Genomic DNA, 14,216 nt, shown 5'->3' with positions numbered 1-14,216 from the left:
GGTCGTAGGCCTCTGCGTCCGGTTCTAGCGGTCGTACGCCTCTGCGTCCGGCTCCTCCTCGGAACCCTGTACGTAGCGCAGGACGCCCCACATGCCGTGCTCGTCGGCGTGTGGGGCGTCGTTCTTGCACGCCTCCAGCTCCTTGCCGAGGCCGTCGGTGCCGATGCCGGAGCCGATCAGCACCAGCTGGGTGCGACGGTCCTCGCCGGCCGGCCAGGGCTCGGGGTAGAAACGCAGGAACCGGCCGACGGCGTGCACGGCGTACCGGTTGAGCGGGTCGCAGGGCCCGAAGTCGACGTATCCCTTGATCCGGTACAGGCCCTCGGGGCGGCTGTCCAGGAACCGCATGAGCCGGCGGGGTTCCAGGGGCACGCCGGAGGTGAAGGACAGGCTGTCGTACCCGGTGTGCAGATGTCCGGCATGGACGTGCGCGCCGCACTCGCCGTCGGGTTCGCCGTCGGTCTCGCCGGGTTCGTGCAGGTCGTCGAAGGAGAGCTGCCCGATGCGCTCCTCGCTCGGCCTGCAGTCGAAGAGGAACTCGGGGTCGATGCGGCCGTAGGTGGCGGGTACGACGGCGGCCCGGTCGGTGAGCGTACGGACGAGCCCCAGGATCCGGCCGGGGTCGTCGGCGCGGTCGAGCTTGTTGACCACGACCAGATCGGTGAGGGCGAGGTGCCGGTCGATCTCGGGGTGCCGCGCGCGCGTGTCGTCGAACTCGGCGGCGTCGACCACCTCGACCAGACCGCCGTAGACCACCCTCGGATGCTCGCTGGCCAGCACCATCCGGACGAGTTCCTGCGGCTCGGCCAGACCGCTCGCCTCGATGACGATCACGTCGATGCCGGCGGCGGGCGCGGCGAGCCGGTCCAGGTAGAGGTCGAGTTCGCTCGCGTCGACGGCGCAGCACAGGCAGCCGTTGCCGAGCGAGACGGTCGAGTCGCCGAGGGCGCCTGCGACGGCCATCGCGTCGATCTCGATGGCCCCGAAGTCGTTGACGACGGCCCCGATCCGGCTGCCTCCGCTGCGGTGCAGCAGGTGGTTGAGGAGCGTGGTCTTCCCGGAGCCCAGGAATCCGGCGAGCACGACGACCGGAACCTGCTGCGGACCGCCGCGGTACCCCAAGCTGATGCTGTTCCCCAACGGGCGACCTCTCTGACACATCGGCGCACACCGGTCACACCGGCTCACACCGGCTCTGATTGGCTCACGTCCCGGCGCGCGGGCGAGCACGGACCGGTGTTCCAGGATACGAGCGGGAGGAAGGACGGCCGAAGGGGCCGATCGGCGCGCACGGCTCACGGGGCAGCCCCGGGGCAGACCGCCGAGGCGAGCGGCCCGGCGTCGTTCCCGGCCGCCGAGGTGCCCGCGCGCGGGTTGTGACGTGCTCCGGCCTCCGGCGAGAATGGCTCCCTGGGTCACAAGGAGCCGTGGACCGGGGGGAGTTCATGTCCGACGACCGCCGTGCCGTGACACGACGAGGGGCCGTCTGGAGCATCGTCGTCCTCACCTCGCTCGGCGTCATCCTGGCGACACCGTTCGCTCTGAGTTCCCTCGCCCCTGAGGGCACGGACTGGGAACGGCTCAGTGCGGTGAGCCAGACCTACGGCGCCGTGTCCGTCTTCATCTCCGCGGCGGCACTGGCCGGTGTGGCTCTTTCGCTCGCCTATCAAGCGCGCCAGACGCGTATCCAGAACGGGGAGGCCCATCGGTCGGCCCACCGCGAACTGGTGCTCCTCACCCTCAGTGACCCCGCGTACCAGGTGTGCTGGGAGCCGCCCAACACGCCCATGACGCAGGAGAGGTGGAAACAGCTTCTGGTCGCCAACCTGATCGTCAGCATGTGGAGCACCGACTACAAGCTCGGCCTCATGGACGACCACCTGCTGCGGGCGGTCCTCGAGGACTACTTCCGCGGCGAGATCGGCCGCGCCTACTGGCACAACAGCGGGCCTTCCTGGCACCGGTACTTCGCCCGGAGCGGCGACCGGCACGAGCGGCGCTTCCTGGCCCTCGCCGAGGACGCGTACCGGACGGCCGTCGCCGCCGGCCCGGCCGTCCCCGCGGCGGAGTACTTCCGCCCGCCCGGGGACTGACCGCCGCGAGCGGGGCCACGCCACCGCGGCGGGACCCGGTGAACAGCCGCACGGGGTCACCCGGTGGCCGCGGCAGCCCTCTCCGGCTCCGGGCCGACATACCGGGCCACGGGTCGGATGATCTTGGGGTCGGCGGCCTGCTCCAGGATGTTGGCGCTCCACCCCACCACCCGCGCCGCGGCGAAGGTGGGGGTGAACATCTCCCGCGGCAGGCCGCAGAGTTCCATGACCACGCCGGCGTAGAACTCGACGTTCGTGTGGAGTTCCCGGCCGGGCTTCAGCTCGGCGAGGATCGCCTCCACCCGGCGCTCCACCTCCACTGCGAAGTGCACCCGCGGTCCGCCGAAACCGAGGGCTGTCTCCCGCAGCATCCGCGAGCGCGGGTCCTCCGTGCGGTAGACGGCGTGCCCAAAGCCCATGATGCGGTCACCGGCCAGCACCCGCTCCCGGATCCAGGTGTCGATCCGGTCGGGCGTGCCGATCGCGTCCAGTGTGTCCAGGGCCCGGCTGGGCGCACCTCCGTGGAGCGGCCCGGACAGTGCGCCGACGGCGCCGGTCAGGCAGGCCGCTATGTCGGCGCCGGTGGACGCGATGACGCGCGCGGTGAAGGTTGACGCATTGAATCCATGATCAATGGTTGAGATGAGGTATTGCTCGACGGCACGGACCCGGCGCGGGTCGGGTTCCGAACCGGTCAACATGTACAAGTAGTTGGCCGCGTACGAGAGGTCCTCGCGCGGCTCGACCGGTTCGAGGCCGTGGCCGAGCCGGTACAGCGCGGTGAGCAGGGTGGGGACGGCCGCGCAGGCGGCCACGGTGTCGGCGCGCCGGCTCTCGGCATCCATGTCGTAGACCGGCCGGAAGCCCTGGGCGGCACCCAGCAGCGAGAGTCCCGTGCGCAGCCCGGCGAGCGGGCCGGAGCCGCGGCCGGCCGCGGCGATCGCCGGAAGCGCCGATCGCACGCCGGCGGGGAGGCGTCGCAGGGCCGCGGTCTGTGCGGTGAAGCGGGCGCTGCGCTCGGCGTCCGGGAGTTCGCCGTGGACCAGGAGGTGCCAGACGTCTTCGAAGCTGCGGGTGCGGGCGAGGTCGACGGCCGGGTACCGGCGGTAGTGGTAGAAGCCTTCGCTCCCCCGGACGTCACCGATCTCGGTCTCGGCGACGACGACGCCGGCGAGTCCGCGCGGGGCGTCGATGAGCGGGGATGCGGTCGTGTTGATGGCCATGGTTCTCCTCCCTGGACTTGATTCGACTGTCCATGCTTGACTAACCCTGTGTCAATATTGATTGAATCAATTCATCCTCATCAACATGTGCAGAGGCGGCTACGGTGACCCCATGCGCGATCACGAACCCGCTCCCCACCGGCCCGGGCGCCGGCTGACCACCAAGGAGACCGCCGAACTGCTCGGCGTGAAGCCCGAGACGGTCTACGCGTACGTGAGCCGCGGCCTGCTCAGCAGCCGCCGCGACTCCGGAGGCCGGGCCAGCACCTTCGAGGCGAAGGAGGTGGAGGCCCTCGCGCGCCGCAACCGGCGCGAGGCGGCCGGGACGCCGGGCTCCGGGGGCGACCTGTCGGTCCGCACGCGGATCACGCTGATCGAGCAGGACCGGTACTTCTTCCGGGGCGTGGACGCCGTCGAGCTGGCCGGCCGCCACTCCTACGAGGAGGTGGCGGAATGGCTGTGGACGGGCCGGCTGACCCCCGGGGTGTCCTTCTCCGCGCCCGAGGCCACCGTCCAGGTCGCCCGCCGCGCGGTGGACGCCCTGTCCGAGCACGCCTCCCCGGTGGACCGGCTGCGGGTGGCGGCCGTCGCCGCGGCGGCCGAGGACCCGCTGCGCTTCGACCTGGCCGAGGAGGCCGTGCTGAACACGGCACGGACCCTCATCCCCACCCTCGTGGCCGCACTGCCCCCGGCCCGGCGCGATCACGAGCACGAGGACGAGGGCCCGCTCGCCCACCGCCTGTGGGGCCGGCTGACCGGCCGCCCCGCCGACGAGGCCTCCCTGCACGTCCTGGACACCGCGCTGGCCCTGCTCACCGACCACGACCTGGCCGCCTCCACGCTCGCCGTCCGGGTCGCCGCTTCGGCCCGGGCGCACGCCTACGCGGCCGTCTCGGCGGGCCTGGGCGTCCTGGAGGGCCCGTTGCACGGTGCCGCCAGCGGCCTGGCCCACCGGATGCTCCTCGACGTGCTCGACCAGGGCACGGCGGTCCCGGTGATCGCCGACGAGCTGCGCGCGGGCCGCCGCGTCCCCGGACTCGGGCACCGGCTGTACCAGGGCGAGGACCCCCGCGCGCGGGCGCTGTTCGCCCTGCTGGAACAGATCCCGCGCGCGGAGCCCGCGCTGCTGGCCGCCCGTGACATCGTCGCCACGACCGCCCGTCACACCCCGCTGCACGCCAACGTCGACCTGGCCCTGGCGGTGTTCACCGCCTCCTGCGGGATGCCCGCCACGGCCGGCGAGACGATCTTCGCCGTCGCGCGGACGGCGGGCTGGATCGCGCATGCCCTGGAGGAGTACGGCGAGCGCCCGCTGCGCATGCGCCCCAGTGGCCACTACGTCGGTGTGCGCCCGCCGCAGCCCCTCCCGGACTAGCCGACGGCGGGGCCGGAAGTCGTGCCGCCAGGAGTCAGGTTAGGCTCACCTCTGTGAGTAGGTGTGCGACCGTCTCCCGGAGCCTCGACGAGCCGATTTCCGGCACGGCGGCCACCGCGACGACGTGGCTGCTGCTGGAACAGCCCGGGCCGTGGGGCGCCAAGGCGCTCACCGCGAGCCACCTGGACCGTGCGCTCGGCCGCGCTCTCGAGGCCGCCGCCGAGGGAACCGGCGTGCGCATCGCGCTCATCCGGCGTCCCGGGCGCCACGCCGACCCCGGTACGCCTCCGGTCCGCCAGGTGTACGCCGCCCACACCGTTCCGGGGCACGTATGGCTGCACGGTGCCACCACCCGCGACCCCGAGCGGCTCCTCGCCCTCGACTTCGCCGCCCTCGGAGCGGGCGACCACCGTTCCTTCGGCACGGCTCTCGGCGGACTGCCGCACACCGGGGACCCGCTCGCGCTCGTGTGCACCAACGGCAAGCGCGACCGCTGCTGCGCCCTCCTGGGCCGTCCCCTCGCCGCGGAGCTGGAGGCGTCGGGAGTGCGCGGAGTCTGGGAGGTCACCCATCTGGGTGGTCATCGCTTCGCGCCGACGGTGCTGGTCCTGCCGTACGGATACGCCTACGGCCGCGCCGAGGCGCACACCGTCAAGGAGGCCCTGCACGGCGTGCGGGAAGGGCGTGTGGTCGTCGAGGGGTGCCGTGGCTGCTCCGCGTGGGAACGGCCCGGTCAGGCGGCCGAGCTGGCCGTCCGGTCGGCCGCGGGCGAGTACCGCGCGGGTGTGCTGAACGTCGTACGGACCGCCGGCGCGGCCCCGCGCTGGGAGGTCACCGTCGCCCACGCCGACGGCCGCCGCTGGCGGGTCACCGTGGCGCAGGGGGCGTCGTTGCCGCCCCGCCCGGAGAGCTGCGGGGCCGCTGTGCTCGGGGCGCCGGCGCGGATGGACGTGGTGGACGTGCGCGAACTGAGGCCGACGGCTCTGGCGAGCTAGCCGTGCACGGGCCGGCGGTGGATCAGGCGAGCCGGCCATTGATGACACGGGCCGGACGTTGCTCATGCGGGTTGGTGCTTGACCGGGCGGACCGGTGGTTGATCGTGCAGGCCGGTTCTTGATCAGGGGGCCGGCCGTTGATCGCGCCGGTTGTCGCGTGATCAACGGGTTCGGCGCTTGATCGTGCAGGCCGGTACTTGATCACTGGTCAAGCATTGATCAAGGGATCCACACCACACCCGCTGGGGTGCTCCGGGCCGTCCCACGTACCGTCGTGGGTATGAGCCCCACTCCCCCCGCACGCCGTCTGCGCCTCGGGATGCCCAGGCGGGTGTTCTCCCAGGTGCTGTTGATGCAGGTGGCGATCGCCGCGGGCGTCGCGGTGCTCGCGACCGGGCTCTTCCTCGCACCGCTGAGCAAGCAGCTGGACCAGGAGGCGATGCGCCGTGCGCTGGCCATCGCCGAGACCACGGCCCAGGACCCGCAGATCGCCGAGGGCGTGCTGACCACCCCGCCGAGCAGCGACGGCCCGGTGCAGAAGGAGGCGGAGCGGATCCGGAAGGCCACGCACGCCGAGTACATCGTGGTGCTCGACCGGCACTGGGTGCGCTGGTCGCATCCCACGCCCGCGCAGATCGGGGAGTTCGTCTCCACCGACCCCAGGGACGCCCTGGCCGGCAAGCAGGTCATGGAGATCGACAAGGGCACCCTGGGCCGCTCGGCGCGCGGCAAGGTACCGCTGTACGACGCCGACCACCGCATCATCGGGGCCGTCTCGGTCGGGATCGCCTACGACAGCGTGCGGGCACGGCTGATCAGCGCGATCCCGGGGCTGTTCGCCTACGCCGGGGGTGCGCTGGCGGTGGGCGCGCTGGCCGCCTGGCTGATCTCGCGCCGGGTCCAGCGGCAGACCCGGGACCTGGCGTTCTCCGACATCTCGGCGCTGCTCGCGGAGCGCGAGGCGATGCTGCACGGCATCCGGGAGGGCGTCGTCGCACTCGACCGCGGTGGCCGGATCCGGCTGTTCAACGACGAGGCCCGGCGGCTGCTGGGCGTCGGCGACGAGGCTGTGGGCCGGACACCGGACGAGGCGCTCGGCGCGGGCCGTACGACCGACGTGCTGACCGGCAGGGTGACCGGCACCGACCTGCTCACCGTGCGCGGCCAGCGGGTCCTGGTCGCCAACCGCATGCCCACCGACGACGGCGGCGCCGTGGCCACCCTGCGCGACCGCACCGAACTGGAGCAGCTCGGGCGGGAACTCGACTCCACGCGCGGGCTGATCGACGCCCTGCGCGCCCAGGACCACGAGCACGCCAACCGTATGCACACCCTGCTCGGGCTGCTGGAACTGGAGATGTACGACGACGCCGTGGAGTTCGTGGGCGAGGTGGTCGGCGATCACCGGGCCACCGCCGAGCAGGTCACCGAGAAGATCCAGGACCCGCTGCTGGCGGCGCTGCTGGTCGGCAAGGCGACCGTGGCGGCCGAGCGCGGGGTCGCGCTGTGGGTGTCGGAGCGCACCCGGCTGCCGGACCGGCTGATCGATCCGCGGGGCCTGGTCACGATCGTGGGCAACCTCGTGGACAACGCCCTCGACGCCGTCGCGGGCACGCCGCACGCGCGCGTGGAGGCGGAGTTGCGCACGCAGGGCCGTACCGTCGTCCTCCGGGTGCGCGACACGGGCCCCGGAGTTCCGGCGGAGCAACGCGAGTTGATCTTCACGGAGGGCTGGTCCACCAAGCAGCCGCCCGCGCACGGCAAGCGGGGCATCGGGCTCTCTCTGGTGCGCCGGCTCGCCGAACGGCAGGGCGGGAGCGCGACCGTGAGCGCGGCGGCAGGTGGCGGAGCGGAGTTCACGGTGGTGCTGCCGGAGGCGCTGACCGAGCCGGCGCTGGAGCCGGTGCTCACCGGATCCGCGGAGTCCGCCGAGGCGACGGCGGACGCCCCGGCCGGTGTCGAGGAGGAGGCGTGATGATCGAGGTGCTGGTCGTGGACGACGACACGCGGGTGGCCCGGGTCAACGCCGCCTACGTGGAGAAGGTGCCCGGGTTCCGTGTGGCCGGCGAGGCGCACACCGCGGCCGAGGCCCTGCGCCAGGTCGAGTCCCTGCCGCAGCTCGATCTGGTCCTGATGGACCACTACCTGCCCGACGACACGGGCCTGGCGGTCGTCCAGGAGATGCGCCGGCGCGGCCACCAGACCGACGTGATCATGGTGACGGCGGCCCGGGACGTCTCGACCGTTCAGGCGGCCATGCGGCACGGGGCGCTGCAGTACCTGGTGAAACCGTTCGCCTTCGCGGGCCTGCGAGCCAAGCTGGAGGCTTACGCCGAGCTGCGGCGCACCCTGGACGGCGGCGGCGAGGCCGAGCAGGCGGAGGTGGACCGCATCTTCGGCGCCCTGTCCGCCCCGTCCGAGCCCGGCCTGCCCAAGGGGCACTCCCCCACGACGGCCGAGCTGGTGCGGCAGGCGCTGATGAACGCCGACGGCCCCCTGTCCGCCCAGGAGATCGCGGAACGGACCGGAGTGAGCCGGCAGACCGCCCAGCGGTATCTGAAGCTCCTGAAGCGGACCGGACGGGCCCGGCTGACCCTGAAGTACGGTGACGCGGGCCGCCCGGAACACCGTTACGAGTGGGCGGCCCGCGTCTGAACGTGCATCATGCAGCGGTCACTTGACCGCCTTGACGAACTCCGTCGTGTAAGTCCTGGTCAAGTCGACATCTGCATTCTTGATGTTGGGGTTGAACGCCTTGAGCACCTTCTCAACGGTCTCGGGACCGCCCTGGGGCATCACTCCGTCGTCCGTGAACATCGGCAGGGTGCTCTTGACGGCCTGCACGTACAGGGCCTTGTCGCCCTGGGAGTAGTCGGCGGGCATCTTGGCGGCGATGTCGTCCGCGCTGTGCGTGGACATCCACTTGAGCGTCTTGACGAATGCGTTGACCAACTTCTGGACGGTGTCCTTGTGTCCCTTCACCCAGTCCGTCTGCATGTAGAGACTTGACGACGGGTACGGCCCGCCCAGCGCCTCCTGTGAGCCTTCCGGAGTGCGCATGTCGATGAGGATCTTCCCCGCCTTCTTGTCCAGGATCGTCGCGACGGTCGGGTCGGTCGTCATGCCGCCGTCGATCGCGCCGTTCCGGAGCGCGGCGATGAAGGTGGGCCCGGCCCCCACCGCCACCGGCGTGAAGTCACTGATCCGCACGCCGTTCTTGACGGCCAGGTACTTGGTGAGGAAGTCGGTCGAGGAGCCGAGTCCGGTCACGCCCAGTTTGCGGCCCGTGAAGTCCTTGGGCGAGGTGAGTTCGCCGGCCGCCTTGTCCGAGACGACCTCGACCTCGCCGGGCGCGTGCGAGAACTGCACGACCGACTCCACCTCCTTGCCCTTCACCTGCAGGTCGAGGGTGTGGTCGTAGAAGCCGACGGCCCCTTGCACCTGGCCGGAGACGAGCGCGGTCTCGGCCTGGACCCCGGCGGGCTCGCTGAGCAGCTGGACGTTCAGCCCCTCGGCCTGGAAGTAGCCGAGGCGCTGCGTGAGCATCGCGGGCAGGTAGATGACCTTGTCCAGGCCGCCCACCATGATCTTGACGGTTTCGCCCTTGCCGCCGCCGCTGCCGGTGTCGGCGGCGGAGCCGGCCGCGTCGTTGGCGCAGGCGGTGAGCGAGGAGAGGGCGAGCAGTCCGGCGGCGGCCAGGGAGGCGTATCTGGCGGGCTTGCGCATGCGGTTCACGTCCTTGGGAGAGGGCGGTGCGGGAGGGGGCGGGGGTGGCGGATGGAGCGGGTCATCTCTCGGAACCGGTCAGCTGTCGGAACCGGTCAGCTGTCGGAACCGGTCGGCTTCCAGCGGAAGATGCGGCGCTCGGCGAAGGTCAGCAGCCCCTCGGCGACGAGGGCGACGACCGCGAGGATGACCATGGCGGCGTACACCCCGGCCGCGTTGAAGGTGTTCTGCGACTGCGCGACGAGCAGGCCGATGCCCTTGGTCGCGCCGATGTACTCGCCGACGATGGCGCCGATGAGGGCGAAGCCGAAGCTCACGTGGAGGCTGGTGAAGATCCAGGAGGTGGCCGACGGGATGACCACCTGCAGGGTCACCCTGCGGTCGCTCGCGCCGAGTATGCGGGCGTTGGCCACGAGGTTGCGGTCGACCTCCCGGGCGCCCTGGAAGGCGTTGAAGAACACGGGGAAGAAGACGAGGACCACGGCGGAGGCCACTTTGGACGACGGTCCCAGACCGAACCAGATCAGGAAGATGGGTGCCAGCACGATCCGGGGAATCGAGTTGAGCACCTTGATGTATGGACCAAGAACCTCGGCGAGCAATCTGATCCGCCCGAGAGCAATACCGAGCAGGATACCGGCGACCACTCCGATGACCCAGCCGAGCAGAGCCTCGTACAGCGTGTACCAGATCTGCTCGCCCAGAGAGCCGAGCGCGGTCCCGTGGGTCACCCAGGTGTAGATCTGGTCCCAGATCTTGGAGGGCATCGAGAAGTTGAACGGATCGATGACCTCGGCCCGGGACAACATCTCCCACAGTCCGAGAACAGCTACCAGGAGAACCAGGCGCGCGATGCTGACGAGGATCCTGCGCCGACGCGCCGCCCGGGCGCGGGACTGCGCCCGACCGGGAACGGTTTTGGCGGTGTCGACGACGGGGGTGCTGAGGACCTCAGGCGACATGGGCGGCACCTCTCTCACGGGTGATGCGGACCTCTTCGCCGAGGGACTCCCAGATCTCGCGGTAGATCTCGATGAACCGTGGTTCCAGGCGCACCGCCTCGACCTTCCGTGGCCGCGGCAGGTCGATGTCGAAGACCTGCTTCACGGTCGCGGGGCCGGCGGTCATGACGACAACCTTGTCGGCCAGCGCGATGGACTCCTCCAGGTCGTGGGTGACGAAGACGACCGAGGCGCCGGTGCCCTCCCACAGTTCCAGCAGCTCGTCCGACATCAGGGCCCGGGTCTGCACGTCGAGCGCCGAGAACGGCTCGTCCATCAGGAGGATCTCGGGGTCGTTGACGAACGTGGCCGCCAGGGCGACCCGCTTGCGCTGGCCGCCGGAGAGCTGGTGCGGATAGCGGTCCTCGAAGGCCGCGAGTCCGACCCGGGCCAGCCACTCGCGGGCCTTCTCCCTGGCCTCCGTCTTGGGTACGCCCCGGAAGCGCGGGCCCGCCATGACGTTCGACAGCACGGTCCGCCAGGGGAAGGTGGCGTCCTGCTGGAAGACGAAGCCGACCTTGTCACCCACGCCGTCGACCGGCTCCCCGGCCACCAGCACATCGCCCTCGGTGGGCTCCTCCAAACCGCTGACCAGTGTCAGCGTGGTGGACTTGCCGCATCCGGTGGGTCCTACGACGGCCACGAACTCACCGCGCCCCACGGTGAAGTCCAGGCCCCGCACGGCGGTGTGCAGCCCGCCGGACGGGGTTCTGAAGGCCTTGCTCGCGCCCCGCAGCTCGATGGCGGGGCTGGTGTGTGCGCTCATGGGGCGGGACGGTAGGTGTGGCCCCGGGCACCGCAGGAGTCTTGTGAGCACAAGCCGTTCTTTTGCTCGCAAGAGCCTGTTGTGCTCGTTTTGCTCGCGCTACAACTGCGGAGCCGAACACGGGCTCAACGCTCGGCGGCCTTGAAGGAGAGGCCTGATGATTGACGTCCTGGTGGTGGACGACGACTTCCGCGTCGCCGAGATCAACGCCAAGTACGTGGGAAAGGTTCCCGGCTTCCGGGTGACCGGCCGCGCGCACAGCGCCGCCCAGGCCCTGGCCGCCGTCGAACGCGGCACCATCGACCTGGTCCTGCTCGACCACTACCTGCCGGACCAGACCGGCCTGCAACTCGTCCACCGGATGCGCGAGCAGGGCCACCGCACCGACGTCATCATGATCACGGCGGCCAGCGATGTGACGACCGTCCAGCAGGCCATGCGTCTGGGCGCCCTGCACTACCTCGTCAAGCCGTTCACCTTCACCGCGTTGCGCGCCCGCCTGGACTCCTACGCCGCCCTGCGCCGTACCGTCGACCGGGTCGGCGGCCGGGGTCTGACGGGCCAGGATCAGGTCGACCGGATCTTCGGCGCCCTGCGCACCGCCCCCGCCCCCTCCGCCCCCGGGCTGCCCAGTGGGCAGTCGGAGCCCACGACCGACCTGATCTGCGGGGTGCTCCACCGCGCCGACCAGCCGCTCTCGGCCCACGAGGTGGCCGCCCGCACCGGCCTGAGCCGCTCCACCGCCCAGCGCTACCTCCGCCACCTGGAACAGGCGGGCCGTCTCCGCCTGTCCCTGAAGTACGGGGACACCGGCCGCCCGGAACACCGGTACGCCTGGGTGGCGCCCTGACGGGCCCGCACGGCTCGGCTACACCGCCCCGGCCCCGGTCAGCGAACGCACCTCCGTCTCGGCGTACTTGGCCTCGTCGGCGACCTCGTCCGACATGACCGTGCCCAGCCAGCCGGCCAGAAAGCCGAGCGGGATGGAGACGATGCCCGGGTTCTCCAGCGGGAAGTACTGGAAGTCGACACCCGGGAACAGCGAACCCGGGCTGCCGGACACCACCGGGGACAGCAGCACGAGCCCGATCGCCGGGAAAAGTCCGCCGTACACCGCCCACACCGCGCCCCGCGTGGTGAAGCCGCGCCAGAACAGCGAGTAGAGCAGGACCGGCAGATTCGCCGATGCGGCGACCGCGAAGGCGAGCCCCACGAGGAAGGCGACGTTGAGATCGCGGGCCAGCAGACCGAGCGCGATCGCCACGATTCCGATGCCCACCGCGGCGCACCGTGCCACGGCCACCTCACTGCGCGGGGCCTTGCCGCGCGGCCGGCGCAGCGAGGCGTACAGGTCGTGGGCGACCGAGGCGGAGGAGGCGAGCGTGATACCGGCGACGACCGCGAGGATCGTGGCGAAGGCGATCGCGGCGACGATCGCGAACAGTACCGTTCCGCCGGTGGAGCCCGCCCCGCCGCCCAGGTCGAGAGCGAGAAGAGGCACCGCGGTGTTACCGGCCGCGTTCGAACGGCGCACGGCGTCCGGCCCGACCAGCGCGGCCGCTCCGAAGCCGAGGACGATCGTCATCAGGTAGAAGCTGCCGATCAGTCCGACGGACCACACCACGGAACGGCGGGCGGCCCGCGCGGTCGGCACGGTGTAGAAGCGGGACAGGATGTGGGGCAGGCCCGCCGTGCCCAGCACCAGTGCGATCCCCAGGCTGATGAAGTCGAGCCGGGAGGTCCAGTCCCCGCCGTACCTCAGGCCGGGCGCCAGGAACGCCTTGCCGTGTCCGCTGCGGTCGGCTGCGGTGAGCAGCAGCCGGTCGACGTCTCCGTGGAACCGCAGCAGAACGAGCACGGTCAGCGCGACCGTCCCACCGATCAGCAGGACCGCCTTCACGATCTGGATCCAGGTGGTGGCCCTCATCCCTCCCAACGACACGTAGATCACCATGAGCGCGCCGACCCCGATGACCGCCCACGATTGAGCCGCCTCGCCGGTCTGTCCCAACAGCAGCGCCACCAGACTGCCCGCGCCGACCATCTGCGCCACCAGATAGAGAACGGACACCGTGACCGACGCGGTTCCCGCGGCGATCCGTACCGGCCGTTCGCTCATCCGCGCGGCCACCACGTCGGCGAGGGTGAACCGCCCGCAGTTGCGCACCAGTTCCGCCACCAGGAACAGCACGACCAGCCACGCCACGAGGAATCCCACCCCGTACAGCAGCCCGTCGTACCCGTACAGCGCGATGAGCCCGCTTATCCCGAGGAAGGACGCCGCCGACATGTAGTCGCCCGCGATGGCAAAACCATTCTCCATCGGGGAGAACAACCGCCCGCCGGCGTAGAACTCCTCCGCCGAGCCGTGCCGCCCGCGACTCACCCAGGTCGTGATCCCCAGGGTGACCGCCACGAAAGCGCTGAACAGCAGCAGGGCCAGGGTCTGATGGCCACCGGTCACGAAGCACCCCCCTGCACACCCCGGGTCAGTTCCTGGGTGTCCCAGCGCAGCTCCAGCGCGGCCCGGTCCCGGCGCAGCCTGGCATGCCGGGCGTAGGCCCAGGTGAGCAGGAACGTGCTGATGAACTGTCCGAGGCCCGCGAGCAGTGCCACGTTCACCGCGCCCACCACCGGCCGAGCCATCAGCCCGGGCGCGGTCGTCGCGGCGATCACGTACGCCGCGTACCAGACGAGGAAGGCGGCGACTCCCGGCACCACGAACCGCCGGTACCTGCTGCGCACCTCCTGGAAGGCTTCGCTCCGCTGCACCTCGAGATACACGTCGCGGGTGCGCGGTGCCGTGGCGCCCGCCTCGCCCCGCGCAGGCGGCACGGCCGGCGCCGGCCTGCCGGTACCGTCCAGCTCGCCCCAGCCCGCCGCCAGGGCGTCGTACCAAGGGTCCTCGAAGGGCACCTCGTGGGCGGCTGCGCCGTGTTCTTCCCGGTGCCCGGCGGAACTCTCGGGACCGTCCCCGGTGCCGTGGGAACGACCGTTGCTTGACTGCATGCCCAAGGATGGACAGACCGGGAGCATC

Annotated in this window: 13 protein-coding genes; 6 read left to right on the top strand and 7 right to left on the bottom strand. The window is 71.3% G+C overall.

The window, feature by feature from the left end:
• Window positions 1–24 precede the first annotated feature (24 nt).
• Window positions 25–1,161 (bottom strand): CobW family GTP-binding protein, encoded by a 1,137-nt coding sequence (locus JK359_RS24910; protein ID WP_201839884.1) that lies wholly within the window; start codon window positions 1,159–1,161, stop codon window positions 25–27.
• 284 nt (window positions 1,162–1,445) lie between these two features.
• Between JK359_RS24910 and JK359_RS24905 the strand changes: the two genes are divergently transcribed.
• Window positions 1,446–2,093: a DUF6082 family protein gene (locus tag JK359_RS24905; protein ID WP_201839876.1), complete on the top strand. Its 648-nt coding sequence runs from the start codon at window positions 1,446–1,448 to the stop codon at window positions 2,091–2,093.
• Window positions 2,094–2,149: 56 nt separating this feature from the next.
• Here the strand turns inward: JK359_RS24905 and JK359_RS24900 are convergent, their stop codons facing one another.
• Window positions 2,150–3,316, bottom strand: coding sequence for a citrate synthase/methylcitrate synthase (locus JK359_RS24900; RefSeq protein WP_201839873.1), 1,167 nt, complete (start codon window positions 3,314–3,316; stop codon window positions 2,150–2,152).
• 112 nt (window positions 3,317–3,428) lie between these two features.
• Here JK359_RS24900 and JK359_RS24895 point away from each other — a divergent pair, with 112 nt between their 5' ends.
• From JK359_RS24895 to JK359_RS24880, 4 genes are all read left to right on the top strand, one after another.
• Window positions 3,429–4,691 carry a citrate synthase gene (locus JK359_RS24895; protein ID WP_201839869.1) on the top strand — a complete coding sequence of 421 codons (1,263 nt, stop codon included), beginning with the start codon at window positions 3,429–3,431 and terminating at the stop codon, window positions 4,689–4,691.
• Window positions 4,692–4,744: 53 nt separating this feature from the next.
• Window positions 4,745–5,686 carry a ferredoxin family protein gene (locus tag JK359_RS24890; protein ID WP_201839867.1) on the top strand — a complete coding sequence of 314 codons (942 nt, stop codon included), beginning with the start codon at window positions 4,745–4,747 and terminating at the stop codon, window positions 5,684–5,686.
• Window positions 5,687–5,966: 280 nt separating this feature from the next.
• Window positions 5,967–7,661: an ATP-binding protein gene (locus JK359_RS24885; RefSeq protein WP_201839865.1), complete on the top strand. Its 1,695-nt coding sequence runs from the start codon at window positions 5,967–5,969 to the stop codon at window positions 7,659–7,661.
• Window positions 7,661–8,341: a response regulator gene (locus JK359_RS24880; protein WP_201840018.1), complete on the top strand. Its 681-nt coding sequence runs from the start codon at window positions 7,661–7,663 to the stop codon at window positions 8,339–8,341. The genes JK359_RS24885 and JK359_RS24880 overlap by 1 nt, the downstream gene beginning before the upstream one ends.
• A gap of 18 nt (window positions 8,342–8,359) precedes the next feature.
• On the opposite strand, the gene JK359_RS24875 is transcribed toward JK359_RS24880, so the two are convergent.
• The 3 genes from JK359_RS24875 to JK359_RS24865 form a co-directional block, all read right to left on the bottom strand.
• Complete coding sequence (locus JK359_RS24875; protein WP_201839863.1) at window positions 8,360–9,412, bottom strand: ABC transporter substrate-binding protein; 1,053 nt, start codon at window positions 9,410–9,412, stop codon at window positions 8,360–8,362.
• 95 nt (window positions 9,413–9,507) lie between these two features.
• Window positions 9,508–10,374, bottom strand: a complete 867-nt coding sequence (locus JK359_RS24870; protein ID WP_201839855.1) for an ABC transporter permease — start codon at window positions 10,372–10,374, stop codon at window positions 9,508–9,510.
• Window positions 10,364–11,179, bottom strand: a complete 816-nt coding sequence (locus JK359_RS24865; RefSeq protein WP_201839852.1) for an ABC transporter ATP-binding protein — start codon at window positions 11,177–11,179, stop codon at window positions 10,364–10,366. The genes JK359_RS24870 and JK359_RS24865 overlap by 11 nt, the downstream gene beginning before the upstream one ends.
• Before the next feature lie 157 nt (window positions 11,180–11,336).
• Between JK359_RS24865 and JK359_RS24860 the strand changes: the two genes are divergently transcribed.
• On the top strand, window positions 11,337–12,029 hold the full coding sequence (locus tag JK359_RS24860) for a response regulator (RefSeq protein WP_201839849.1): 693 nt from the start codon (window positions 11,337–11,339) through the stop codon (window positions 12,027–12,029).
• Between the two features lie 18 nt (window positions 12,030–12,047).
• On the opposite strand, the gene JK359_RS24855 is transcribed toward JK359_RS24860, so the two are convergent.
• Window positions 12,048–13,643 carry a monocarboxylic acid transporter gene (locus tag JK359_RS24855; protein WP_201839832.1) on the bottom strand — a complete coding sequence of 532 codons (1,596 nt, stop codon included), beginning with the start codon at window positions 13,641–13,643 and terminating at the stop codon, window positions 12,048–12,050.
• The gene (locus JK359_RS24850; protein ID WP_201839830.1) at window positions 13,640–14,188 is read right to left on the bottom strand and encodes a DUF485 domain-containing protein; all 549 of its coding nucleotides are present in this window, start codon (window positions 14,186–14,188) and stop codon (window positions 13,640–13,642) included. Before JK359_RS24850 ends, JK359_RS24855 begins: the two co-directional genes overlap by 4 nt.
• Between the last annotated feature and the right edge of the window lie 28 nt (window positions 14,189–14,216).

Source organism: Streptomyces actinomycinicus (assembly GCF_016741775.1).
Taxonomy (GTDB): Bacteria; Actinomycetota; Actinomycetes; order Streptomycetales; family Streptomycetaceae; genus Streptomyces; species Streptomyces actinomycinicus.
This window is presented reverse-complemented; position numbering and strand designations above follow the sequence as displayed.